The organism is Herbaspirillum sp. RTI4, assembly GCF_034313965.1.
Taxonomy (GTDB): domain Bacteria; phylum Pseudomonadota; class Gammaproteobacteria; order Burkholderiales; family Burkholderiaceae_D; genus Herbaspirillum.
Genome location: NZ_JAVIWQ010000002.1, coordinates 2,182,722 through 2,207,656, shown reverse-complemented (window position 1 = coordinate 2,207,656; position 24,935 = coordinate 2,182,722). Strand labels below are relative to the sequence as shown.

The following is a 24,935-nucleotide window of genomic DNA, read 5'->3' as shown; positions in this document are numbered from 1 at the left end:
CTAAAAAAGATAGATGAATCTAATTACCCATCTTTCTGGCAGTGCATACCCGGACAAAAGAATAGTACAAATTAAGAGAGACACAATTGGATTTCGGCATGGAAATATTATGTGCGATAGCAAGAATACTATTGACTAAAATACGCCACGAAATTCACGCTAATCTGCAGCAATCCCACTCTGATCGCAAGAAACCAAGGTCCCCGCACTTCCGGCACACATGCGTTCGATGTCATTAAGAGCGCCGATAACCGCGCGCCTCCCGGTCCGCTTTGCGAAGGCGCAAGCGGCTTCCACCTTCGGCCCCATCGTCCCTGCCGGAAATGTCAATCCGGCGAGATCATCGGGATGCGCCTGCCGGATTAAGCGACGAGCAGGCATGGCCCAATCCAAAAAAACACCCTCCACATCCGTCGCAATCAGTAACAGATCCGCATCTATTTCGCACGCGAGCAGCGCTGCGCTCCTGTCTTTATCCACGACAGCTTCCACACCCTGATAACCGCCGCCAACTTTTGCAAGCACCGGAATACCCCCGCCGCCAGCGCAAATCACAATGCTTCCACGTTCCAGCAACCATCGCACTGGCTCCAACTGCAAAATGCGGACAGGCGCAGGGCTAGGCACCGTCCGTCGATAAAAACCACCGTCATGCACCATCGTCCAGCCATGAACTTGCATGGCCGCAGTCGCCTCGGCTTCCGTATAAACAGGCCCGATAGGTTTATCGGGATGGCCGAAAGCCGGGTCGTCACGCGATACCTCCACCATCGTCAGCAATGTGGCACAGGCATAGCCAGCAGCAGGTAATGAGTTACGCAGTTCCTGCTCGATCAGATAACCAATCATCCCCTCGGTTTCCGCGTCCAGCACATCGAGAGAAAACCGAGTTTCCACAGGACGAGACATTTCCTGCAAGGCCAGCAGACCCACCTGCGGCCCATTGCCATGCACGATTGCCAACTCGTGACTCAGGGCCATTTTCGCTAATTGCGCCGTGGCGATCCGCAAGTTCCGGCGCTGTGCTACGGCACTCACAGCCTCGCCAGGTTTCAGCAAGGCATTCCCTCCCAAAGCGACCACTATTCGCACAGGCACCTCCTACCAAGTAATCGGATCACGCACAATCGGGCAGCTCAGGCAATGACTACCGCCACGACCGCGCCCCAACTCACCGCCCGGGATTTCAATGACCTCGACACCGGCCTGTCGCAGCTTGCGATTGGTATCGGTATTACGGTCATAAGCCACCACGATGCGCTGATCCAGCACCAACAAATTATTGCCATCGTCCCACTGCTCGCGCTGGGTTTCGTACACATCGCCGCCGGTCGTCAATATCCGCAAGGAGCCGACGCCCAAGGCATCGGCGACAACTGAAAGAAATGGCTCTTCATGCCGTTCATGGCGCACTTCGCCTGCCGCATCACCGGGAAAAAGGCTGGTGCAACGGATGCCATTGACCACCTCTGGATAAATGCAGACAAAATCTCCGTCAAGAAAGGTCAGAACCGTATCGAGGTGCATGACCATTCTTTCCTTCGGTAACTGACAGGCAATCACGCGACTTGCCGCGCCCTGCGCAAACAGACTGCGCGCCACCTGCGTGATCGCCTGCGGGCTTGAACGCTCACTCATGCCGATCAGCACAATGCCGCGGCCGAGCGGCATGACATCCCCGCCTTCAAGCGTTTCGGCGTGATGATCGCGATCAGGATCACCCCACCAAATCTTCACCTGACCGGCAAACCGGGGATGGAATCGGTATACCGCCGCAGCCAGCAAGGTTTCCTTGCGCCGCGCCGACCAGAACATGGGATTGAGCGTCACCCCGCCATAAATCCATGCGCTGGGATCGCGCTGAAACATCAGATTGACCAGCGGGGCAATCACAAAATCGGATCGTTCCAGATAAGCGCCGAACAATCCGCGCGGATCGAACGGCAACTCAGACTTGGCCACACCACCAATCAGTAGCTCCGCAAGCTGCTTCGCGGGCATTTCCTGAAACCATGCACGCAGTTCGCGCAGCATGCCGGTACCGACCTCCGACTCGACGATACGCCGATCCAGTATCCAGTCGCGTCCAACAGGATCGTCGCAAACATCTTCCAGCAAATGATGAAACTCCAGGACTTCGATCCCCCTCGTTCGCATCCACTCTGTAAATACTGAATGATCTTCCCTTGCCCTTTCCACCCACATCACATCGTCAAACAGCAAGGACTCGCAATTGGCGGGGGTCAGCCGCCTGTGAGCTAAACAGGGATGGCACACCATGACAGTGCGCAACTTTCCCGCTTCAGAATGCACTCCTAAAGTTGCCATGATTTTTACAGTGTAAAAAATTAAAAGAGGTGAAAGGAAAGACGCGGATCTACATAGTCACAGCGCATTCGTTCTGCCATTACCCGAGCGACAGAAAACCAAACACGATAAAGACCACCGCACCAACGGCTAACAAGCCCAACAAGGCGACCGCCATTTTTTCCCGGGACGAAAATGCGGCTTGATCCGACGCACGCTCGCGCCGCGCCCACCAGAAAACAGGGACGCCGAAAGCATAAAGAATGGTCGAGAGCAGCAAGAACTGAAGTCCTGCGGCATACAGCAACCACAAGGCATACGCCGTGCCTGACACCCCTACGCACAGCGACCAGGATGGCCCTTTCCCATAGCATCCGACCGTCTCTGTTTGTCTCGCCAGTCGCCACAGAAACGCCGTACTAGCCAGATAGCTCGGCAAAATCATGACGCCGGTCATCGAAATCAGCCACATCCAGGCGTCCTCCGCAAACAGCGTGACAATAACAACCAGCTGCATCGTGACACTCGATACCCACAAGGCTGGCACGGCGGCATGATGGCGATTTTGCTGTGCGAGAAAGCGCGGAAATACGCCATCCTTCGCCCCTTCATGCGGCAATTCTGCCGTCAGAATGGTCCAGGAAAGCCATGAACTCAGCAGCGAAATCAGCAGCGCGCTCAGCATGAAATGCATCCCCCATTCGCCCGCCGCACGCTCCAGGACATACGCTAGTGAGGGCGTCGCCAGACCAGCCAGCGCCCCTTGACGCATCAATCCGAAGGGCAGCACCGATATCAGGAAATACAGTCCCGTGCAAACAATCAGACTGATCAGCGTCGCTCTGCCCACATCCGCGCTTCGGGCGGCCCGGCCAGAAACCACCACCGCCCCTTCGATGCCGATAAACACCCACAGCGTCACCAGCATCGTGCTTTTTACCTGATCGGACAGACCACCCAAACGCGCTTGCATTCCCCCCCAATTTCCGACGAACACATCTGCATCGAACGCCAACGCCAGGAACCCCAACGCAATCACCATCATCACTATATTCAGCGTGCTGGAAAGCAGATTCAGTACCGCTGCACGCCTGACACCGGAGAGGGCGATGAAGTGCATGACCCAGATCAGTGCCGAGATTGCCGTCATTGAGGGCCAGCTATTCTGAGTAGCAAGCGGAGGGAAAAAATAAGCGGCAGTTTTGACCAGAAGAAACGCAAACGCGACATTGCCAAACACCGCTGCCAGCCAATATCCCCAGGCCATCTCAAAACCCGCAAACAAGCCGAAACCTTCCCTTGCATACGAATAGATTCCGGCTTTCAAATCCGGGCGTTTATCGACCAGCGCACGGAATGCCGCCGACAAAAAAAACATCCCTGTAAATGTGATCACCCAGGCAATCGTCACGGCTTTCAGTCCTGCGCCATGCGCCATGTTTTGCGGCAGATTGAATGCTCCACCACCGACCATCGACGCAAAAATGATCGCGCTCAACAGTGGCAATCCCAACTTGCGTGAAGCGGATGACTGCGTCGTCGCGGTCGATTTTTCCAATAGTTTGGGTATCTTGTCCATGCGCATTGCCCCCCTGAATAATCCGTCGTCCGCCGAATCGCGTGAAAAAAATGGCGCGAGGAAACCGCCCCGAAACGAATGCTAAGGGGCGCTACTACGGGTCAATTGATGTGGATCAAACTTGAGGAAAAAGCACCGAATAAATCGATATAGAAATAGTCAGTCGCGCCATAAAAGAGCGGTGTAAAGAAGAAAAAACAAGGGCAGGTTTACTTTCCCGGCAATCGCCGCATTGATAGCGGCCATTGTTGTAGCGACCATTGTTGTAGCGCCCACGGATACTGCTTTATTCGTCGCCGATGTCTCTTATTTTTTGCAGCGCTTCGTCGATGCGTTCCACCGGAATCACGCGCAGACCCTCCACCGCTTGCTTGGGCGCGTTCGACTTGGGAATCATGGCGATAGAAAACCCCAGCTTGGCAGCTTCCCGCAAGCGCTCCTGACCGCGCGGCGCAGGACGAATCTCACCGGCCAGACCGACTTCGCCAAACACTACCAGGCCCTTGGGCAAGGGCTTATTGCGCATCGAAGAATTGATCGCCAGCAGCACCGCCAGATCGGCCGCGGGTTCGGTAATCTTGACACCGCCGACGGCATTGATGAACACATCCTGATCGAAGGCAGCAACACCCGCGTGCCGGTGCAGCACCGCCAGCAGCATCGCCAGCCTGTTTTGCTCCAGCCCGACCGATAGTCGCCGCGCGTTCGGCAAATGCGAGGTATCGACCAGCGCCTGAATTTCCACCAGCAGAGGCCGCGTTCCTTCTTGCGTCACCATGACGCAAGACCCCGCCACCTGCTCCCCATGCTGCGACAAAAACAGGGCCGAAGGATTGGATACCCCCTTCAAGCCTTTTTCGGTCATCGCAAAAACGCCCAGTTCATTGACCGCGCCAAAACGATTCTTGATCGCCCGCACCAGACGAAAACTCGAATGCGTATCGCCCTCGAAATACAGCACGCTATCGACAATGTGTTCCAGCACACGCGGCCCGGCCAGCGCGCCCTCTTTGGTAACATGCCCGACCATGATGATGGTCACGCCGGTGACTTTGGCAGTACGTGTGAGTTGCGCAGCGCATTCGCGCACCTGCGCTACCGATCCGGGCGCGGAACTGAGCGCATCCGAATACATGGTCTGAATCGAATCGATGACCACTACGTCAGGCTTATGCTCGGCAATCGTGCCGAGAATTTTTTCGAGCTGGATTTCCGCCTGCAATTTCAAATCGTCCGCATCGAGCGCCAGACGCTTTGCGCGCAAGGCAATCTGCGCCCCGGATTCTTCGCCGCTGACGTACAGGACTTTTTTAATTTGCGAAATATTCGCCATCGCCTGCAACAGAAGGGTCGATTTACCAATCCCCGGATCGCCGCCGATCAGCACCACCCCGCCCGGTACCAGACCACCACCCAGAACACGGTCGAATTCCTCGATACCGGTACCGAAACGCGGCACGTCAATCGCCTCAATATCGGCCAGACTCAGCACCGGCGCGGTCTGCGCCAGACTTTGCGGCGGACTGGAAAAACGATTGTTGCCGCTCTCGACGATGGTTTCCTGCAAACTGTTCCACTGACCGCACGCAGGGCACTGCCCGGTCCACTTGTTCGCGATACCGCCGCATTCGTTGCAGGTAAAGTTGGTTTTTGCTTTGGCCATCTGATTCTTTAATCCTTCGTTTTTTCAATAGGACTTACGCAATAGGACTTACGCAATAGGGCTTGCACAATAGGGCTTGCGCAAAAGCCCGCTGGCCAGCAGCATTGCCGCAGACAGCGCAAGTTGCTCGGCAAGGCGATGCAACCACGCCAGCGGGCTTTTGCGCAAGCTCTACTCAAGCACCTGCACCCGCACTCGCGGTGCCAGTGCGCACATCAATTCATAGCCGATAGTACCGGCGGCATGGGCCACTTCATCAATCGGCATGCTCTCACCCCACAAGCACACCTTGCTCCCCATACCCCCCCCCGGCACGGTGCTCAGATCGACGCACAACATATCCATCGATACGCCTCCCAGCAAGCGCGTACGCACATCGTCCACCACGACAGGGCCGCCGGTGGACGCATGGCGGGGATACCCATCCGCATAGCCACAAGCAACAATGCCAATGCGCATCGCCTCATGCGCCACAAAACGACTGCCATAGCCGACCGCATCGCCGGCCAGCAGATCCTGGATGCCGATCACTTCGCTCGATAGCGTCATGGCGGGGCGCAATCCGAACTCTTGCGCACTGCTTCCGCCCGGTGTGGCGCCATAGAGCATGACGCCGGGGCGTATCCATTGCCCGCCTATTTCGGCATGCAGCAAATCGGCGGCAGAATTGCACAGACTGCGTGGGTCAGGCAAACCCTGAGTGGCCTGCTCAAAACGACGTACCTGCTCCGCTAACGGCAACGCCGGATTATCGGCGTCGTCGGCATTGGCGAAATGCGTCATCAGGGTGATGTTTTGCACCGCAGACAAGCGGCGCACACGTTCGTAAGCCGCGCGGTACTGGTCCGGCCTGAAGCCGAGACGGTTCATGCCGCTGTTCATTTTCAAATGCACATGCAACTGCGCCTCACGACCGAGCCCGGCCGCTTCCAGCATGGCGATTTGCTCGGTGCAGTGCACCGCAAATTGCAGACGGTGCTGAACCAGCAAGGCAATATCGATAGGCTCGAAAAACCCTTCCAGCAGGAGAATTTCCTTGTCCCAGCCCATTTCACGCAAGCGCACCGCATTTTCCGGCTCAATCAGCGCCAGACCATCCGCCGTAGCAAACCCCCGCAAACCGCGCTCCAGTCCGTGCCCGTAGGCATTGGCCTTGACCACCGCCCAGACCTTGGCCAAAGGAGCATGCGCGCGCGCGACCGAAAGATTATGGGATAAAGCGTTAATATCGATGGTGGCAATGAGCGGACGTGGCATAGGGGGCGTGTGACTCTACATGGAGAACAGACCGTCATTTTACCGGAGCGGACGCCCCTTCCCGATACAGTGGCCACATTCAGGGAAGCATGCTCGATGGCAATATCCCTGAAATCGAATATTTTCATGGTATAACGCTAGCCGGGGTACCGTAGCGTGACCGGCATTGGGTACGTGGCAATCCCGATAGGGATGGACTAATTAATAATTCGTGGCAAAGCGGACATCCGAGACCGACTGCCGGCACACCGCCAGCGCGACCAATGTCATTTTCGCCATGAATCTCGCACAGGTTCGGCAAGCCGCCGACGCGTCGCGACTGCTGGACGCCATGCGCAAGCGGCTGAGGAAACTGTTTTTATCGCACAAATGCGGCAGGGTTAGACACTTCTGACAATGCCGCGCCGCTGAAGAAAAAATGAGTTCTCACAATCCGATGAATCGTGGTTTTTATACCATCATGGCAGCGCAGTTTTTTTCATCGCTGGCCGACAATGCACTTCTGATCGCCGCTATTTCTCTGCTGGCACAAATGCAGTCCCCGCAATGGATGACCCCGCTGCTGAAACTGTTTTTCGTCTTATCGTATGTCCTGCTGGCCGCCTTTGTCGGCGCCTTCGCCGACTCCCTCCCCAAGGGGCGGGTCATGTTTTACACCAATCTGATCAAGATCGTCGGGTGCGGCATGATGTTTTTTGGGGTGCATCCCCTCATTGCCTATGCCGTCGTCGGTTTTGGCGCGGCGGCCTACTCGCCCGCCAAATACGGCATCCTGACCGAATTGCTGCCGCCGGATAACCTGGTAGCCGCGAACGGCTGGATAGAGGGGCTGACCGTCGCTTCCATCATCCTCGGCACCGTACTAGGCGGAACACTGGTCAATCCAGACATCTCAGCAATGATGATGGCGCTCGATATTCCCCTACTGAGCTGGATCGACACCCCTACCGAAGCCGCCCTGTCGGTCGTCGCTGTCATTTACATTATCGCCACCGTCCTCAACCTGAACATCAAGGACACCGGCGCACGCTATCCGCATCAGGAACGCAACCCGGCCAAGCTGATCGTCGACTTCGCGCGCTGTTTTACTACGCTGTGGAAAGACAAGCTGGGCCAGATTTCGCTGGCGGTGACGACCCTGTTCTGGGGTGCCGGAGCGACCCTGCAATTCATCGTCCTGAAGTGGGCGGAAAAATCGCTGCAAATGCCGCTCGACAAAGCGGCCATTCTGCAAGGCGTGGTGGCGGTAGGCGTAGCAATCGGCGCGGTGGCGGCGGCACACTTCGTGCCGCTGAAAAAGTCGCTGTCAGTCATGCCGCTGGGGATTGCGATGGGCGTGGTGGTGATGAGCATGACCATGGTGCATTCCGTCTGGGTCGCCTACCCCCTGTTAGTGATCATAGGGGCGCTGTCGGGATATTTCGTGGTGCCGATGAATGCCTTGCTGCAACATCGCGGCCACGTCCTGATGAGCGCGGGCCATTCCATCGCGGTGCAAAATTTCAATGAAAATCTGTCCGTGCTGATGATGTTGGTGTTGTACTCGTTCATGGTCAGATTCGACCTGAATGTCAACATCGTGATTCTGATGTTCGGTGTCTTCGTGGCCGGACTGATGTACCTCATCATGCGCAAGCACACCGCTAATCAGCGCGAGCATGACTCGCTGGCGTTGATCGGCGAACATAAGCACTGATTCCTCACAACAGACGCTCTGCGGAGCGTCTGTTAAGTCTCTTAAGTCTCTTAAGTCTTTTAAGCCGCTCAATCGCCAAAATCTCTTAAACGTGAACGATGCCGTAGCGCATGAACTCGGCCGCACGATCGCGCCAGTCGTCGGCTACCACGAAACCACGCGCGTATTCCCAGGCACTGCCGTCACCGGCATGCTCAGCTTGTAGCAAGGCCACCATGACCGGTGACCGGTCTGCGCCAGAAAAATGCGCCTCCAGCAATCCATTCAAGGCCTCGGCAGATAAGCACTCCGCCAGCGCAAGGCGCGCCGGGGCCAGCCATTGCAGACGCGGCAGGATCGCATACGCAGGCGCGGTCTGATCCAGATCGCCCAGAGCGCACCAGAAGCCGCGACAATGGTCTGCGGCCACACCCAGAGTCGCTGACAAGGGCAATTCCGGCTGCCGATAAAACAACCAGCCCTTCACCAGCGCCTGCGCCGCACGCACTGGCTGCGGCAAACAGGCTTGTGCGGCAGGATGGGCCGACAGGCGCAATTGCTGCTCCATGATTTTTTGCATCTTCGCGCCCAGACTATCGGCCAGATTGGGGCCGATAAAGCCCTCCATGTGCGAAGCGGCGGAGGCCGATTCCAGCAAATAAAATTTGGTGGCAAATTCCCAGTGCAGCAAGCCGGTGCCGCTCGCATCGGGCAACAGAAAATCGAATTCGCCCACCGTCAGTTTGGCGTCGCTGCGCACCTGGAGGTTATGCGCCACCAGCCGTCCGGCGTGGCGCAGATAGAACGTCAGTAACTGTTCGGCATAGCGTCCCAGCCGGGCCGTTGATTGCGCGGCGAGTATCGCATGCAAGGCTTGCGGAGCGGCATCGAGCGCGGCCAGCCAGCCAGCCAGTTCAGGATCGCCGTGCCGGGCGACGTCCAGCACCGCGATCCGGCCAGACCATTGCGGCGACATCGCATCCAGTAACTCAGGGGCATCCAGCAGAAAGGTCAGCGCACGGACATGGGGGTCGCGCAGATGGCCCCAACGCTGATGGAATTGCAGTTGATAGGGATTGAAGGGTACGGGAAGTCCGGAGTCAGGCGGCATACGTCGCCGTCGCCAGACACAGGTCTGCCCAGGCCTTGGCCTTGTCGCTCGGTTGTCGCAGCAGATAGGCCGGGTGATAGGTCACGATCAGCGGCAACTCGCCATAACGATGCACCGTGCCGCGCAAGGCAGCGACCGTCGTGGACGGTGGCAGACCGAGCAAGGACAGCGCCGCTGTTTTACCCAGCGCCACCATCATCGTCGGCTGGATCAGGGCAATTTGCCTTTGCAGATAAGGAAGGCAAGCCGCGATTTCAGCCGCCGAGGGCGCACGGTCGTGCCCGCTCTCGTCGGTAGGATGGCATTTGACGACATTGGTGATGTAGACATTGTCCCCGCGCCGCAAACCGATGGCCGCCAGCATGTTATCAAGCAGCTTGCCGGCTGGCCCGACGAAGGGCTCGCCCTGCAAGTCTTCACTTTGTCCAGGGCCTTCGCCGATAAACAGCCAGCGCGCCTTCGCATCGCCGACGCCCGGTACTGTATGCGTGCGCCCCTCGCACAAGCCGCACAAACGGCAAGCCGCAATCGCCGCCTGCAATTGCGCCCAGTCCATGTTGGTCGCCGGCGATAGCGCAGTGGCCGTTTCCATGCGAACCGGCGCGCCCATTGCTGGCGGGTTTGCATCAACGGCCAGCGCCGTATCTGCCGTATCTGCCGTTTCAATAGGCATAAGAGCCACCGGATCCGCTACCGACGCAGCGCTTGCGCCCCCATCCACCATCACGGCAGGCAGAGCGCGCCGCACCCACGTCGGGCCGATGCCAATAGCATCCAATAATTGCCTACGGTGCGTGTCGTTCATCATCGCATTCATAAAGTAAATCGCATCACGACCGCATCTTCTCGTGCGGTCGGCGTGACGGTGTAATAGTTTTTGCGTCGGCCAATTTCAACAAAACCGTGGCGCGTATAGGTGTTGATGGCGCGCAGGTTGGACTGGCGCACTTCCAGCAGCACCGACTCCATGGACTTGCTCCGCGCCAGCTCGCAAGCGCGAGTCAATAATGCGCGCCCGACGCCCTGCCCCTGGGCATCGGCCCGCACGCTGATATTGAGCAAATGCGCCTCATCGACGACCAGCATGAGCACGAAATATCCCAGACAACGGGCGCTAGCGTCACGCGCCACCTCGGCCAAATGATCGTTGAGCAGCGAATCGACAAAACCGGCCTTGCTCCAGGGATGGGTATGGACGGCATTTTCAATCGCCACGACTGCCTCCAGATCGAGCGACAGCATGGGTGTCACTTGCATGGTGTCGGCGAGTCGGGAGCTATTTCGCCCCGCTTTAGCGGATCGTGAGGCACCCATCAGGAGGCGACCTTCGCCATCCGCTCTGCGGTGGTCAGCGCCACTTTATTACGTAAATAAAAAGGCTGCGCCAGATCAAGCGCTACGCTGCGTCCCTGCGCGACTTCGATCGCCCCCAGACGTGCGATCTGCTCCGCATGCGGCATGATGTCCGGATGGCCGGCAGCGGCAATCGACGCCATGCCGGCAAACAGACCCGCATAGGCCGCCAGTCCGTTGCCGCAGGCCACTGGCACGCCAACCGGCACGACCAGCGCAGGGCTGCTCAGAACCGGTTCGATGACCGCCTCCCAGCGCTGTTCTTGCGGCTGGTAGCGATACTGAGCCCAATACACTTCGCCCATGCGCGCATCCATCACCGCCACTACCTCCTCCGCGCCGCAACGCTCGTGGCAGGCTTGCGCCATGGCGAGCAAAGTCACGACCGGCACCACCGGCAAATCCGCGCCGAAAGCCAGACCCTGCACGATGCCGCACGCTGTGCGCACACCGGTAAACGATCCCGGGCCGACACCGAAAGCGATGGCGGCACAGTCGGCCAGTTTCACACCGGCCTGCGCCAGCAATGTCTGCACCATAGGCAGGATAGTGTCTGAATGGGTATGAACGCCGGCCGTTTGCAGGCTGGCAAGATGACCGTCCCGCAGCAAGGCGGCGGAAGCAAGATCGGCGGAAGTTTCAATGGAGAGGATGACAGGCATGCCGCATTTTACCGCGCCCCGGCCCGCATTCGGACGACAAGCCCTGGCAACCCGGTAGAATGCGCACATCATGTCCTTTTTCATACTCGATAACAGCAAGCACAGCACACTGGAAGCCGCCCTCGACAGCGGTAGCTGGGTGATTGCCTGCCTGTGCGCCGAGTGGTGCGGCAGTTGCCGTGAATATGGCGAGCAATTCGCCGCACTGGCGCAACGCCATCCGCAGCATCATTTCGTCTGGATTGATATCGAAGACGAAGCCGACCTGGTCGGCGACCTGGATGTCGATAATTTCCCGACCCTGCTCATTCAGCATGGTGGCACGGTGGCGTTTTTCGGTACCGTCAAGCCCGACATCCAGCTGGCCGACCGCCTCTTCAAGGCGCAACGCGACAAATCGCCGGAAGAATTGATGCGTGATGCCCGTGCCTCTGCCGAGCATGTCCGCTGGCAGGAAGAATGCAATCTGCAAACCCGCCTGCGCGGCGGCTAAGTCCTGCTTTAAATCCGCTCCGCTTTCGACGCGATCAAGCCCGCGGCGACACACATCAAAATCCCAGCGGCATAGCTGACGTAAAACGTCTCCCCCCAAAAAACCACCAGCCACAAACACGCCAGGATGGGGGTTAAGAAAACCAGCGGGGCAATGCGCGACACTTTTTCCAGCTGCAAAGCGCGCAGCCACCAAAAATACGAGAGTCCGTTCACGATGGCTCCGTTGAGCAACAGCCCCAGCCATGCAGCGCGGGTACTGGGAAGACGGACACCTGTCGTGAGCAGCAAGGCAAACAGCGACAACAGGCTGGCCCAGACAAAAAAGAGAAACGTCGCCACCAGCGTGTGGCAACGTACTTTTTTGGACAGCAAGGAAAAAAGCGCAAACGCCAGCGCACCGGCGAAAACAATGCCCAGCACCGGCAGGCTTTGCGTATCAAAGCTGGTGAAATCCCCTTTCGTTGCCACGACCACGGTCCCCATGAATCCACATGCGGCCGCCACGCCGCCTCGGGAAGTCAGTTTTTCACCCAGAATGAAGGGTGCCAGCAGAACAATCAGCACCGGCCATAAATACTGTACGACCAGCACCGCAATGCCATTGGCTTTGGAATAGCCGTAATACAGGCATAAATAGTAGAAAAAACAGCCGAGAAAACCGGGCAAAAAAGTCGCCGGCAAGGCATTTTTACATTGCAGGAAAATCCCGTCGATTTTGTGTCGCCAGGCGAAAAGCAAGCCGCCTATCATGCCTGCGGAAAGCACATTCGACAGAAACAAAAATTGCAAGGGGGAGATATCCGCCGTCGCGATTTTTGAAATGACGGGGATGAAGCTCCATGACAACACGCATGACAGCGCAAAGAAAATCGCTTTATTCATTTTTATAGGGGGATTGCGCAAAAACAGCCATCTTACCAAGCGCATAAAAAATGCCGTCCAGCGCTTTACTGAACGGCACTCTTGCGGCAGCGTCGATTTCTGCCTATGGGTCTCGACTACCGCCAGGCGGACAAACGGAACACATCAGGAAAACCGTAGCCTGAGGGGAACCTCAACTTCCTTAACTGCCTTTACGTGTCGCAAAATCGGCGACAAACAAATCGCTCCATTTTGCCGGCTGCGTTTTGATCGTGCCGGCCAGCCCCATGAACTGCACATATTGCATGACACCGTTCGGGGTGGTGGAAAACAAGGTATCGGGATCGGCCAGCATGGTTTCCACTTCCGCCTGCGTCAGCTTGATTTTTGAAACGCGCAGGAAAGTTTCCGCTGCGCCCTTCTTGTCCCTGGCAATATAGGCGTTCGCTTCTTCCTGCGCCGCCATGAATGCCTGCGTCAGCTTCGGGTTCTTATCGGTAAATTGTTTGAGACCGAACACCACGTCCAGCGTGATATCTCCCAACACCTCAGAAGAACTCATCACGCGCGATATTTTCGGGTTCTTCAATTCCTGATAAGAAAACGGCGGCGAGGTGAAATGCGCCGTAATTTCCGTTTTCCCGGACATCAGCGCCCCGACCGCCTCTGGATGGCCGAGACTGACCGTCAGCGGATCGAGTTTGGCGTAGCTGGCAGCACCGAAGGTTTTGGCCGCAGCCATCTGCAACACCACCGCCGACAGCGAAGTCTTGATACCGGGAATGGCGATCTTGTCCTTGCTGGTGAAATCCTTGAGCGATTTGATGTTGGGGTTATTGGTATTGAGCCACAGCGGTGAGGTGCTCAGCGCACCGAGTCCTATCACTTCCGAGCGTGGAATACCATGCGCTTTCGACCACAAGGTAATGAAGCCGGGCGCACCGGTGCCGGCGATATCCAGATTGCCGGACAACATGGCATCGTTGATCACATTGCCGCCGTCCAGAATCGTCCAGGTCGTCGTCACCTCGCCCAGTCCGATTTTCTTGGCCTGTTTTTCCAGCAAATGCTGGTCGCGTATCACCATCAGCGGCAGGTAAAGAATGCCGTAGCCGTGCGACAGACGCACCGTCGTCGCTTCTGCCATGGCATTTCCACTCAGACTAGCCAGGGCAAGCGTAGCCGCTACCAACAAACCCGATACTGTTTTTCTTGCGCTGCATTTCATACTGTCTCCGATACGAATCATTCGTTATTTTTCTAAGGCTCTGAGGCGATAAAATCCAGCCGAGTGTAGCACCAGGTCCTTTTAGTTCTGCATTCCCCAGCGATGGATGGTGCGATTTTCGATGGCAGCAAAGACGATGTTTTCCACGAACAAACCGATCAGGATCACGAACAACAGCCCAGCAAACACATTCGGCGTTTCCAGTTGATTGCGATTTTCGAAAATATACCAGCCCAGCCCGCCCGTGCCGGACGATACGCCAAAGACCAGTTCCGCCGCAATCAGCGTGCGCCAGGCAAAGGCCCAGCCGACTTTCAGTCCGGTCAGGATGCTGGGGAACGCCGCTGGAATCAGGATCAGCCGCACCAGCGTAAAGCCTTTCAATCCGTAGTTCTGCCCCACCATTCGCATGGTCTGGGACACCGCCCGGAAACCGCTGTGCATATTAAGCGCCACCGCCCACAGCACCGAATGCACCAGCACGAAAATAATGCTGCCCGTGCCGAGGCCGAACCAGATCAGCGCCAGCGGCAGCAGTGCAATCGCTGGCAAAGGGTTAAACATGGACGTCAGCGTTTCGAGGAAATCGGTGCCGATTTTGGAACCGATGGCGAAAGTGGTCAGCAAGGTCGCCAGCACAATGCCCATGCTGTAGCCGATGAGCAAAGTCTGCATCGATACGGCGGCGCGCTGCAACAGAATGCCATTGCCGATATCGGTAAAAAATGCCGCCAGCGTCTGGCTGAAAGAGGGAAACAGGAGCGGATTATCGAGCCAGCGGCCGTAGATTTCCCACAGCAGCGCCAGCGCCAGCAAAATCACCAGCTTACGCAGCCAGCTTTTTTGATACAGGTTGTCGAAGGTGGATAAAGGCCGTTGCACTTGCGCCATTTCCCCTTGTTGTGGCTGGAGAAGGATTTCCGGACGAAACACCGGCAAGGCGGAAGAAGTAGCAGAAGCAGCAGAAGTAGCAGAAGTAGGGGTAGGAGTAGTCATGTCAGTTTTCATGTCGGCCTTCATGGCTGGGCGAACAGCATGTCATTGATGCGCGTTTCCAGCTGGGCCTGGCTGGCAGTTCCCATCTCTTCGGCGGAAATGCTGTTGAGCTCGGCCTTGACCTGCCCCGGATGCGGCGACAGCAACAGGATGCGCGTGCCGATGCGGATCGCTTCTTCGATGGAGTGGGTGACGAACAACACGGTAAAACGCGTGTCGTCCCACAGTCGCAGCAACTCGTCCTGCATCTTGCGGCGCGTCAGGGCGTCGAGCGCAGCGAAGGGCTCGTCCATCAGCAAGACCGCCGGTTCCATTGCCATGCCGCGTGCAATCGAGACCCGCTGCTTCATGCCGCCCGACAGCATGTGCGGATAACTGTCGATGAATTTGGCCAGACCGACCTTCTCGATGTAATAGGCGGCGCGCTCGACGGCTTCACGGCCTTTCAGACGGCCGCTGGCATGCAAGGCGAATTCGACATTCTGACGAACGGTTTTCCAGGGCAGCAGCTGATCGAACTCCTGAAATACCATCATCCGATCCGGCCCCGGCACGCTGACTTTCTTGCCCTGCAAGCGAATCTCGCCCTGCGTCGGTTGGATGTAGCCGCCGATGGCCTTAAGCAGCGTCGATTTGCCGCAACCCGAGGGGCCCAGCAAAATATAGCGATCTGAGGGGTAGACATTAAAGCTGACTTGCCGCGCCGCCGTCACCAGAAAATCGCTGGTTTTGTATTGCAGCGTCACGTTGTCGATTTCCAGCAAGGGTGGCGGCAGCGCTGCGGCTGCTGGAATGAAGTCGGTAGGGGCGGTCACATGGTCTCCGGATTTTTTATTAATGCGTGCCCAGATACTAGAGCCTTAAGCGACCAGGCGGGCAATTAAAAATGAAATCCGGGTGCTCAATCGTGAGCGTGAATGACTTCCGATGACAGCGCTTCCTCACGCGGCTTGCTGCCGGACAGCAGCGCTGCGTTTTCAGACCAGACGACCTGCTCATTGATAGCGTAAGCGCGGCAGTCGTGACTGTTTTTCCTGCACAGTTCCAGCGCGCGCGCCAGGGGGTCCAGACCGCCCTGCGAGGTGACTGACAGCCCATCCGCGGCAATGACGAATACCCGGGGAATTTTCAAGGCAAGAAACGCGGCATAGGCCTTGCGGCCCGGCTCGTTGAGAAAAGGGATAGCGTCGATGGCATCGATGTTGGCGAAGCCCGTCGCCGCGGGATACAGCATCGGCAGCACTCCGGCCTGCACTTCCCTGCCCGGCAAACCCGCCCGGGTTAAAAAAGCATCGATTCGTGGCACCCATAGCGGCAGCGCCTCGATTGATCCGATCAATTCATGGGCATCGTTATGAAAGCGTCCGTAGGCCACCAGCTCGGCAGGGCCTCCGGCATCGCGATATTGGCGATACATTTCGCGCCAGGTGGCCGCAGGAAACCAGCGATCATTGTCACCGTAAAGCCAGAGGGACGGTACGCGAGTGCGCTGCCCGTAGTGACGGGCGCCGGTCGCCAGATCGCTTGGCCAGGCAGGACAAAATGCGGCATTGCGTCCGCCGGAAAAATTCACCAGTGCGCGTACGCCATTGACGTTCAACGATCCCAGCGCCAGCGTATTCCAGCCGCCGTAACTCTGGCCCGCAACAACGATGCGGCCGGCATCAATTTCGGGTTGCCGTGTCATGTAAGCAATCACCGACAAAATGTCACGGGCCTGACTGAGGCCCTCCCCTTCGGCATCGCAGCCTTGATAGCTAAACGTCCCGCCAGACCCGGCAAAGCCTCGCAGCATGGGTAGCACCACAGCATAGCCGCGCGAGACAAAATAGCGCGCAATGTAGGCGGAACGATAACGCGGCTGCATACGGGGATCGCCCCGGTCTTTACCGTGGTTAATCACCGCCAGCGGAAACGGACCGGGACCGTCCGGCTTGAACATGGTGACTTGGAGCATGACCGGGCGAACCGGATCGCCGGGAATGTCCAGGACTTGTTCATGCAATGCTTGATCCAGCTCGGTCTCGACTGCCGTCTGCGCATGGGCAATCGATAGGCAGCAGAAAAAGCCCGACAAGACATACCACGCCGCCCATCGACGCCAACGACCATGTGGATAGCGGTGCGACAGCGGGAAACCAGTCATGTGGAGGAGCGCCATGTTATCCAATGCAATTCCGCTGGAGGACAAACTGAGGAGGAAAAACCGGCAACAAAAAAGCCGCTTTTCCCCGAAGAAAAAAGCGGCTTTTTTAAGCGTCGCAAAACGCCTGACTACGAATTTCTGGAGGAGATGGTGGGAGTCGAACCCACGATACAGGTTTAAGCCCATATGCTTCCTTAGCAGGGAAGTGCCTTCGACCACTCGGCCACATCTCCACACTGGAGGCAAGCGTTACAACTACTCGCCCCGGTAAAGTCCAGCATGATAGCTTCTCATGCCGCGTTGGTCAATCACGATATGCATGTTGGGCAGAGGAAATTCAGTCGTTTTCCAAACCGAATGCCTTGTGCAGCGAACGAACTGCCAACTCCATGTATTTTTCGTCGATCAGCACCGAAATTTTAATTTCCGAAGTGGAAATCATCTGGATATTGATGCCCTCTTCCGACAGCGTACGGAACATTTGCGAGGCAATCCCGACATGGCTGCGCATCCCGACGCCAACGACCGACACTTTCGACACCTTGGTATCGCCCGCAATGCTGCCTGCGCCAATGTGCGACTTGACGCTGGCTTCCAGCACCTGACTGGACTTGAGGTAGTCGGCGCGCGAAACGGTAAAGGTGAAATCGGTTTTGCCATCCACGGACTGATTCTGAATGATCATGTCCACTTCGATATTGGCGTCTGCCACAGGGCCGAGGATCTGATAAGCGATGCCTGGACGGTCCGGCACGCCAAGAATGGTAATTTTGGCTTCGTCGCGGCTGAAGGCGATGCCGGTGATGGTGGCTTGTTCCATGGAAGACTCTTTCTCAAACGAAATCAGGGTGCCGGAGACGGTTTCCACCTCCAGCGGCATCAGGGGGTCGGTCAGCGAGGACAGGACACGGGTCGGCATTTTGTAATTGCCGGCGAATTCGACGGAACGAATCTGCAATACCTTGGAACCCAGCGATGCCATTTCCAGCATTTCCTCGAACGTGACGGTCTTGAGCCGGCGCGCGTCGCTGACGACCCGTGGATCGGTGGTATAGACGCCATCGACATCGGTATAAATCAGGCATTCTGCCGCGCCCATTGCCGCCGCTACAGCGACAGCGGAAGTGTCGGAACCGCCGCGTCCCAGCGTGGTGATATTGCCGTCTTCATCCATTCCCTGGAAGCCGGTAATGATCACGATCTTTCCTGCATCGAGATCCTTGCGCACCTTGACGTCATCGATCGACTGGATGCGTGCCTTGCCGAAAGCGGAATCGGTAAGAATCGGCACTTGCCATCCGGCGTACGAGACCGCCTCTTTACCGACCGCATGCAACGCAATGGCCAGCAGCGCCACGGAAGTCTGCTCGCCGGTAGCGGCCAGCATATCCAGTTCGCGCTGATCGGGTTGCGGCATGATTTCGCGCGCCAGACCGAGCAAACGGTTGGTTTCTCCCGACATGGCCGATGGCACCACCACAATCTGGTGCCCTGCATCGTGCCACTTGGCAACACGGAGGGCGACATTCTTGATGCGCTCGGTCGAGCCCATCGAAGTGCCGCCGTATTTATGAACGAATAAAGCCATAAGAGGTAAAAAGAGAGTCGCGTAGTTCGACGGGATTAAAAATGGAGTGCGCGGAAAAGCCTTGGATTTTACCGTTCGCCCGGGAAAAGAACAAGGAAGGCGGGGCTTTTCACAGGAGCTGTCGCAAGAGAGCGCCCCGGCATGCGTTCAAGCTGCCGGAACCGCTCCGCGGGGTCAATCAGAAGTGGTTCTTGAGAACGTCACCGAAAGCTTGTTCCGCCGACATGCCCTTGGACATCAATTGCGCAATTTCTTCGGAATGCTCGCCGATAGCAGCCGGCAGGGTTTGCCGGTTAGTCTTGTAATACGTATATTTTTCCGTATCGATCGCTTCCCGCGCACGGGCGGCTGCGGTAATGCCACGGGCAGCAGGGGTGCCGGCAGCTTTGGTGGTGCGCGCGGCGCGTGGTGCTGCCGGACGCTTGCCGCCGCTGGCGATAACGGCCTGCACTTGTTCCAGCGTATAGATTGCGGTGGCGTTCGCGCCGTCAAATTCATCATCCGCGGGCTGAAGCAAATGACTATTGCTGTCAAACGCGATTTTTTTCTCGGAACGATTGATGACCAGATAGTGAGGACGTTGTCCGCTGCCAATCGCAAATTGCACGCGGTCGCCATACGTATCCATTTGTTCCGTAACGCTCTTCAGATAAGCCGGAGTCAGGCTGTCAATTTTGCCGTCCCAACGCTTGGTGCGGGTGGTCTTGGCGGGTTTGGTTGTCGTCGTATTCAAAATAAATTTTCCATTCAGTAGAGCGCGCGCGTCGTAGTCAACGCGCTATTGTTCGATCGTGCCAACCGCTATTATCGCCTGCCAGACCGATCGAGCGGGAATTTTGTTCCATCCGGGCTCTTCAGCGCCTTGTAGAGCACATCTTTCAACACCAATGCAAACAAGGCACAATAGCGGCCCGCGTCCTTCACTGCCGCATGAAAGGCGCAGGGGAGTAGGATGAAAACCCTCTGGCATTCGCCTGCTTTCCACGCCCGCAACCCTTAGGACACCATGAATTCCATCCATCGCCTTCTTTGCGCCTGCCTGACCGCTCCCTTGATTTTGATTGCGGCAAACTCACTGGCAGCACCTCCGGCAACCGCCACCAGCACGATAGCCGTCGATTGCAACAAAGCCGAAACTCAAGCCGACATGAACAAATGTGCGGACGACGATCTGGGCCGCGCAGACCGCCAACTCAATAAGCTGTATTTGCAGTATCGCAGCAGCCTCTCGAACACTCCCCGGCAAAACCAGCTGCGCGACGTGCAAATGGCGTGGATCAAATACCGCGACCTGTCCTGCCGCTTCAAAGCCGCGGAATGGGAAGGCGGCTCCATCCAATCCATGCAACGTGCCATCTGCCTGAGCGAACTGACCAAGACCCGGTCCAGAGACTTGCAGGAAATGATTAACTGCCAGGCACCAGACGGCACCTGCCAGCGCTAAACAGCCCTGCGATGGCCACTGCTCTACTCATACGCAATGAGCCGCGCCAGCGCTCATTTTGCGAGCTGCTTGCGGATAGCCGCCAGTTCGGCGCGCCGTGCCGCCGTTGTTTTCGGGTAGGCCATTCCCAATCCGGCCAGCGTATTGACCACAATCTGCGACACGATCAGCCGCGCATTTTGCTTGTCGTCCGCCGGAATCACATGCCACGGCGAGCTGGCAGTGCTGGTCGCGCCAAGGCAGGCTTCATAAGCGGCCATGTACTGCGGCCAGAATTTCCGTTCTTCGATATCGGCCTGGCTGAATTTCCAGTTTTTATCCGGCTCATCAATGCGCTCCAGCAGACGCTTGCGCTGCTCTTCTTTCGATACATGCAAATAAAATTTAATGATCTTGGTGCCATTGGCCTCGAGATGTTGCTCCAGACTGGTGATGGAGCGGAAGCGATCCAGCCATAAAGTTTTTTTACCGGCGGCCGTCAGCGGTAGCTCTTCGCCGTGCAGGATGTGGGGATGCACGCGCGCAATCAGCACCTCTTCGTAATATGAACGATTGAAAATGCCGATCTGCCCACGCTCCGGCAGATCGCGGGCGCTGCGCCACAAAAAATCATGCTGCAATTCCGCCGGGCTGGGATGTTTGAAACTGAATACCTGACAGCCTTGCGGATTCACCCCCGACATCACATGCTTGATGACGCCATCTTTTCCCGCCGCATCCATGGCCTGAAAAATCAGCAGTACGGCATGCCGGTTGGACGCAAATAAAAGCTGTTGTAGCGCACTCAGTTGCTGCACATGCTCGGACAAAATCCTTTGGTAATGCGCCTTTGATTTATACACGGGCGCCACCAGTGTCGGCCATTCCTGGAGGGCAACCACACTGCCCTCTTGCACGCGGAAATTGTCAATGTTGATGTTCATCGTTACCCTTTGGACGAAGCAGAAAATACGGCTTGAAATGCGCGCTGACAAGTACAGTTCCGGTCTGAGTGCCCTACCCCAAAAATGGATGTGAAGCGCAATGCCATGCAAACAAGAAGTGCGCGTCTATGCGTGAAAGCAATAGGGCGGCGACTGTGCGCTCAGACCAGAATGGCTCTGGTCTTGCATCATACGTCAAGCATGCAGGTCCTGAATCGGACGCTCCGGCGTCTTTCGCTCAAGCGATAAGGTTAAGGAAAAAAGCTAAAGGAAAACGCCGGGCAAACTCAGGCAAGCAGAAATTCCCCTTCCAGCCGGAAAGTCTGTACCGATGCAGCCAGGAAATCGGCGCGCTCTTTGAGCGATGTCACCGCAGCGGAAATTTCCTCCACCATGGCGGCATTTTGCTGAGTGCTGGCATCGACTTCGCCGACCGCGCCGGCCATCACATATATTTCCTGGGACTGCGCATGGGACGCTTCGGTAATCCCTTCCATGATGTCGGTCACACGCTGGACTGATGTCAAAATTTCTTTCATCGTTGAGCCTGCGTTAATGATGAACCGTGACCCTTCATCGACATTGCCGATGGATTCACGAATCAGATCGCCGATTTCCTTGGCGGCACCAGCGCTTCGCTGCGCCAGACTGCGCACTTCGGTGGCGACGACGGCGAATCCCCGACCTTGTTCACCGGCGCGCGCCGCCTCGACTGCGGCGTTCAGCGCCAGAATATTCGTCTGGAAGGCAATGCCATTAATGACTTCGGTAATATCGCCAATTTTTTTGGACGAAATAGTGATTTTTTCCATCACGCCGACGGCCGCAGAAACAATCGATTCGCCCTTGCTGGCCACATCCAGCGCCGAATGCGCCAGTTGATTCGCCTGCGTGGCATTTTCCAGATTCTGCGACACTTTCACCGCCAGCGAATTCATGTTGGCCGACGCCTGCTGTACCGTGCTGGCAGTTTGCGAACCGCGCTCCGCCAAGTCCAAATTGCCCGCCGCGATTTGCGAAGTCGCCACGCTGATAGAGTCGGCCGATTCACGCACCCCTTTGACAATCAAGGCCAGCGAAATAATGCTCTTGCGCAGGACATTGATGGTGTCCGATATTTCATCGTCGCCGGTCGATTTTTTGGAGGGAGATAAATCGCCCACACCAAGCCGGTCAACCCGATTGATAATCCCCTTGAAACCGTTTTGCGCAGAGAAAAAATAAGCCAGCAAAGCATAGGCTGCAAGCAACAGCGCGAAGACCACCCCGCCCAGCATGCTGTTACGTCGCAGGACCAGTTGCTCGATCCGATTTTCCAATGCCACTTTGAGCGCATCCAGAGCCGAGACATTCAGTGAGGATATCTGGCCCATCGCGGATGTCCCTTCGGCATAGATGCTCTTGCCGTCTGTGCTGACGGCATCCATGATGGAAGACTGAACGCGCGCCAGATATTTATCTGTCGCATCCAGCTGCCTGGCATCCACATGGGTGAGCAAGGAAGGCGTTGCCTTCGCCACACGTTTCAATGCATCGCGGGAATCTTCCAGTGCCATCTGAAGCACAGACCGGAAAGCCGCGACGCGCAAACGAATCGGCAACGCTTGATCCGGTTGTGCGGCAATGTACGTCACCAAGCCCCGTAACGGCGCCAGACTCTGGATGGCCAACGGCAATTTATCCGTCGTCGCAAGCATTAAATAATAGCTATCCGCATCAGGATCCAGCGCCAGCTGCGATTCTTCCGATATCTGCCGGCGAAACTCCATGAGCGTGTTATTGACTGCGGTGTATTGCGCCGTAATCTGATTAACGTCCGTGTATTGGGTTTGGAAGGCTTTCGTCCAGGCGGCCTTGATTTTCTGTAACTGAGGAAGGAGCTTGAAAGGATCGTCCGCACTCAACTCCGTTTCCAGCAGGGATAACTGGCGGTCGATGATAGCCACGGCAGCGGCTGACTGCGCCTTGTCCTCCATGCCAAGCAAGAGCAGCAGGCTTTGCCCCCGCTGTTGCAATATGGAATCCATCAAGGGGTTGGTTTGCTTGTGATAACGCACACCGATTAATTCCGACCTGGCGAAAGCAATATCTTCGTTGGCTTTGCTGACATACAAATACAAAAGCATTGCCAGTGGTATGAGCAAAGTAATGACGATAATGGAAAATTTCATTGGCATGCGCAAACTGCGCATTAATCGCATTCCGGGTGAAAACCAGTTTTTAAGCACGAGTGACCTTTTATTAAAATTTTTTATTCATAACTGCAAATAATTAAAAAATTACTTGCAGGGAATTTAAGTCGCTCGGGCGGCAGACAACCGTCATTAGCATTATCCCCCCTTCCATTTTAAATATATTTATTTTGATTTATTCAATAATATATTTTTATTTAAATATAAATTAAATAAAAATTGATTGTGATTTATGTATATATAAAAAGCAATATTTACTTTCAATTAACTAATAAATTAAATAATTTCCATATTGCAATATTAATTACAAATAATAAAAATTCTTGTTTTTGAAAAATAACTGAACCGCTATTTCACGACAGCACAGCGGTTAAAAAATATAGATTTATCGAAAACTGTCCCTGACAAGCCCCCGTCATTCACTGCCCAGCGTAATAAGAGGCAACTGAAGTCGCCGCATCCCGACTAATCGTCCTGTCGATGTCCGACCTGTGAACCAGCACATCGGGTGCTGTACCATGGCCGCTCCATTAATCACTCATCAGGATCCCACCATGAACCTCCACCTCTCCATCGGCCCCCTCGCTTCCCTGATCGCCGGCATCCTGATCCTGGTCATGCCGCGATTGCTCAATTTCATTATTGCGATGTATCTGATCATCATCGGCGTCGTCGGCCTGGTCGGCGTCGGCACGCTGCATCTGTAATCGCTTTCCCTCAGCAAGAACGGACCTCATCGGCGCGCATGATTTCTTGTTACAACATTCGCAGAAGATGAAACAACTCCGTGTCAGCGCCTGAAGCTGCGCGTCGTTATTGGTAGTACGGCGCGGCATTCAGGCAGGCGCCGAAACATACCACTCCACTTCTGAGGGAAACATCATGAAATCGAAATCGATCCTGCTCGTCGCTCTGCTGTCCGCTCTGACACTGCCAGCATTTGCCCAATCTCCAGCCGCAGCACCTGCCGCTGCCACCAAGCCAGCCGTGACCACCCCAGCTAACACTGAGGCAGCAACACCGGCCAAGGTCAAGCACACCAAACATAAAGCCAAGACCGTCAAGACGGAAAAAGCAGCTCCGGCCGCGACACCCGCCGCCACCCCTGCCAAGTAATACCGTAATCCGCCATGCACTGATGCACACTGCAGGTGCATGGCAATCGACAGCTACCCACGAATATCACTCTCTCTGAGGAAAACATCATGAAATCCAAATCCATCCTGCTCGTCGCTCTGCTGTCTGCTTTGACACTGCCAGCATTTGCTCAATCGCCTGCCGCTGCACCTGCTGCCAAGCCAGCCGCAACGACCACAACAACGACCACGACTGAAGCAGCAGCACCAGCCAAGGCCAAGCACGTCAAGAAGGCAAAAACCAGCAAGACTGAAAAAGCTGCTCCGGCCGCAATGCCAGCTGCTGCGACACCTGCTAAGTAATACCGTAATCCGCCAT

Annotated in this window: 24 protein-coding genes and 1 tRNA gene; 6 read left to right on the top strand and 19 right to left on the bottom strand. The window is 56.3% G+C overall.

From position 1 onward, the window contains the following. Window positions 1-159: 159 nt before the first annotated feature. The 5 genes from RGU70_RS10020 to alr all read right to left on the bottom strand — a co-directional run bounded on the left by RGU70_RS10020 (window position 160) and on the right by alr (window position 6,806). The gene (locus RGU70_RS10020) at window positions 160-1,092 is read right to left on the bottom strand and encodes a carbamate kinase (RefSeq protein WP_322209251.1); all 933 of its coding nucleotides are present in this window, start codon (window positions 1,090-1,092) and stop codon (window positions 160-162) included. A gap of 9 nt (window positions 1,093-1,101) precedes the next feature. Further along, window positions 1,102-2,328, bottom strand: a complete 1,227-nt coding sequence (locus RGU70_RS10015) for an arginine deiminase (RefSeq protein WP_322209250.1) — start codon at window positions 2,326-2,328, stop codon at window positions 1,102-1,104. Window positions 2,329-2,407: 79 nt separating this feature from the next. After that, the gene (locus RGU70_RS10010; RefSeq protein ID WP_322209249.1) at window positions 2,408-3,886 is read right to left on the bottom strand and encodes a basic amino acid/polyamine antiporter; all 1,479 of its coding nucleotides are present in this window, start codon (window positions 3,884-3,886) and stop codon (window positions 2,408-2,410) included. 286 nt (window positions 3,887-4,172) lie between these two features. After that, window positions 4,173-5,549: a DNA repair protein RadA gene (gene radA / locus RGU70_RS10005; RefSeq protein WP_322209248.1), complete on the bottom strand. Its 1,377-nt coding sequence runs from the start codon at window positions 5,547-5,549 to the stop codon at window positions 4,173-4,175. Window positions 5,550-5,720: 171 nt separating this feature from the next. Beyond that, window positions 5,721-6,806 (bottom strand): alanine racemase, encoded by a 1,086-nt coding sequence (gene alr, locus RGU70_RS10000; RefSeq protein WP_322209247.1) that lies wholly within the window; start codon window positions 6,804-6,806, stop codon window positions 5,721-5,723. A 436-nt stretch (window positions 6,807-7,242) separates the two neighbouring features. Here alr and lplT point away from each other — a divergent pair, with 436 nt between their 5' ends. After that, window positions 7,243-8,502: a lysophospholipid transporter LplT gene (gene lplT / locus RGU70_RS09995; protein WP_322210761.1), complete on the top strand. Its 1,260-nt coding sequence runs from the start codon at window positions 7,243-7,245 to the stop codon at window positions 8,500-8,502. An 85-nt stretch (window positions 8,503-8,587) separates the two neighbouring features. Here lplT and RGU70_RS09990 read toward each other — a convergent pair whose 3' ends face one another. From RGU70_RS09990 to tsaB, 4 genes are read right to left on the bottom strand one after another with little or no spacing between them, the layout of a single operon-like run. Next, window positions 8,588-9,592 (bottom strand): DUF1853 family protein, encoded by a 1,005-nt coding sequence (locus tag RGU70_RS09990; protein ID WP_322209246.1) that lies wholly within the window; start codon window positions 9,590-9,592, stop codon window positions 8,588-8,590. After that, window positions 9,582-10,397 carry a uracil-DNA glycosylase gene (locus tag RGU70_RS09985; RefSeq protein ID WP_322210760.1) on the bottom strand — a complete coding sequence of 272 codons (816 nt, stop codon included), beginning with the start codon at window positions 10,395-10,397 and terminating at the stop codon, window positions 9,582-9,584. Before RGU70_RS09985 ends, RGU70_RS09990 begins: the two co-directional genes overlap by 11 nt. An 8-nt stretch (window positions 10,398-10,405) precedes the next feature. Next, window positions 10,406-10,906: a ribosomal protein S18-alanine N-acetyltransferase gene (rimI, locus tag RGU70_RS09980; RefSeq protein ID WP_322209245.1), complete on the bottom strand. Its 501-nt coding sequence runs from the start codon at window positions 10,904-10,906 to the stop codon at window positions 10,406-10,408. Further along, window positions 10,906-11,607: a tRNA (adenosine(37)-N6)-threonylcarbamoyltransferase complex dimerization subunit type 1 TsaB gene (gene tsaB / locus RGU70_RS09975; protein ID WP_322209244.1), complete on the bottom strand. Its 702-nt coding sequence runs from the start codon at window positions 11,605-11,607 to the stop codon at window positions 10,906-10,908. The genes rimI and tsaB overlap by 1 nt, the downstream gene beginning before the upstream one ends. A 70-nt stretch (window positions 11,608-11,677) precedes the next feature. On the opposite strand from tsaB, the gene RGU70_RS09970 reads away from it, so the two are divergent. Then, window positions 11,678-12,100, top strand: a complete 423-nt coding sequence (locus RGU70_RS09970; protein ID WP_322209243.1) for a thioredoxin family protein — start codon at window positions 11,678-11,680, stop codon at window positions 12,098-12,100. A gap of 8 nt (window positions 12,101-12,108) precedes the next feature. Here RGU70_RS09970 and RGU70_RS09965 read toward each other — a convergent pair whose 3' ends face one another. The 8 genes from RGU70_RS09965 to RGU70_RS09930 all read right to left on the bottom strand — a co-directional run bounded on the left by RGU70_RS09965 (window position 12,109) and on the right by RGU70_RS09930 (window position 19,654). Then, on the bottom strand, window positions 12,109-13,029 hold the full coding sequence (locus RGU70_RS09965) for a DMT family transporter (protein WP_322209242.1): 921 nt from the start codon (window positions 13,027-13,029) through the stop codon (window positions 12,109-12,111). A gap of 136 nt (window positions 13,030-13,165) precedes the next feature. Beyond that, complete coding sequence (locus tag RGU70_RS09960; RefSeq protein ID WP_322209241.1) at window positions 13,166-14,191, bottom strand: ABC transporter substrate-binding protein; 1,026 nt, start codon at window positions 14,189-14,191, stop codon at window positions 13,166-13,168. 81 nt (window positions 14,192-14,272) lie between these two features. Next, window positions 14,273-15,187 carry an ABC transporter permease gene (locus RGU70_RS09955; RefSeq protein ID WP_416186503.1) on the bottom strand — a complete coding sequence of 305 codons (915 nt, stop codon included), beginning with the start codon at window positions 15,185-15,187 and terminating at the stop codon, window positions 14,273-14,275. A 20-nt stretch (window positions 15,188-15,207) separates the two neighbouring features. Continuing rightward, entirely contained in the window at window positions 15,208-15,981 is a 774-nt protein-coding gene (locus tag RGU70_RS09950) for an ABC transporter ATP-binding protein (protein WP_322210758.1), read from the bottom strand. Between the two features lie 107 nt (window positions 15,982-16,088). Next, the gene (locus RGU70_RS09945) at window positions 16,089-17,348 is read right to left on the bottom strand and encodes an alpha/beta hydrolase family protein (protein WP_322209240.1); all 1,260 of its coding nucleotides are present in this window, start codon (window positions 17,346-17,348) and stop codon (window positions 16,089-16,091) included. 124 nt (window positions 17,349-17,472) lie between these two features. Further along, window positions 17,473-17,566, bottom strand: a tRNA-Ser gene (locus RGU70_RS09940). 104 nt (window positions 17,567-17,670) lie between these two features. Further along, the gene (locus tag RGU70_RS09935; RefSeq protein WP_322209239.1) at window positions 17,671-18,921 is read right to left on the bottom strand and encodes an aspartate kinase; all 1,251 of its coding nucleotides are present in this window, start codon (window positions 18,919-18,921) and stop codon (window positions 17,671-17,673) included. Between the two features lie 178 nt (window positions 18,922-19,099). Beyond that, window positions 19,100-19,654, bottom strand: a complete 555-nt coding sequence (locus RGU70_RS09930) for a hypothetical protein (RefSeq protein ID WP_322209238.1) — start codon at window positions 19,652-19,654, stop codon at window positions 19,100-19,102. A gap of 273 nt (window positions 19,655-19,927) precedes the next feature. On the opposite strand from RGU70_RS09930, the gene RGU70_RS09925 reads away from it, so the two are divergent. Continuing rightward, window positions 19,928-20,365, top strand: coding sequence for a lysozyme inhibitor LprI family protein (locus RGU70_RS09925; RefSeq protein ID WP_322209237.1), 438 nt, complete (start codon window positions 19,928-19,930; stop codon window positions 20,363-20,365). Window positions 20,366-20,418: 53 nt separating this feature from the next. Here the strand turns inward: RGU70_RS09925 and RGU70_RS09920 are convergent, their stop codons facing one another. Together RGU70_RS09920 and RGU70_RS09915 are read right to left on the bottom strand one after the other, a co-directional pair. Continuing rightward, window positions 20,419-21,288, bottom strand: coding sequence for an ADP-polyphosphate phosphotransferase (locus RGU70_RS09920; protein WP_322209236.1), 870 nt, complete (start codon window positions 21,286-21,288; stop codon window positions 20,419-20,421). Window positions 21,289-21,575: 287 nt separating this feature from the next. Beyond that, on the bottom strand, window positions 21,576-23,459 hold the full coding sequence (locus RGU70_RS09915; protein WP_322209234.1) for a methyl-accepting chemotaxis protein: 1,884 nt from the start codon (window positions 23,457-23,459) through the stop codon (window positions 21,576-21,578). 575 nt (window positions 23,460-24,034) lie between these two features. On the opposite strand from RGU70_RS09915, the gene RGU70_RS09910 reads away from it, so the two are divergent. The 3 genes from RGU70_RS09910 (at window position 24,035) to RGU70_RS09900 (ending at window position 24,919) form a co-directional block, all read left to right on the top strand. Then, entirely contained in the window at window positions 24,035-24,187 is a 153-nt protein-coding gene (locus tag RGU70_RS09910; RefSeq protein WP_322209233.1) for a DUF3096 domain-containing protein, read from the top strand. 175 nt (window positions 24,188-24,362) lie between these two features. Continuing rightward, complete coding sequence (locus tag RGU70_RS09905) at window positions 24,363-24,596, top strand: hypothetical protein (RefSeq protein WP_322209232.1); 234 nt, start codon at window positions 24,363-24,365, stop codon at window positions 24,594-24,596. 89 nt (window positions 24,597-24,685) lie between these two features. Then, a complete protein-coding gene (locus tag RGU70_RS09900; protein ID WP_322209231.1) occupies window positions 24,686-24,919 on the top strand; it encodes a hypothetical protein in 234 nt (77 codons plus the stop codon). Window positions 24,920-24,935: the final 16 nt, after the last annotated feature.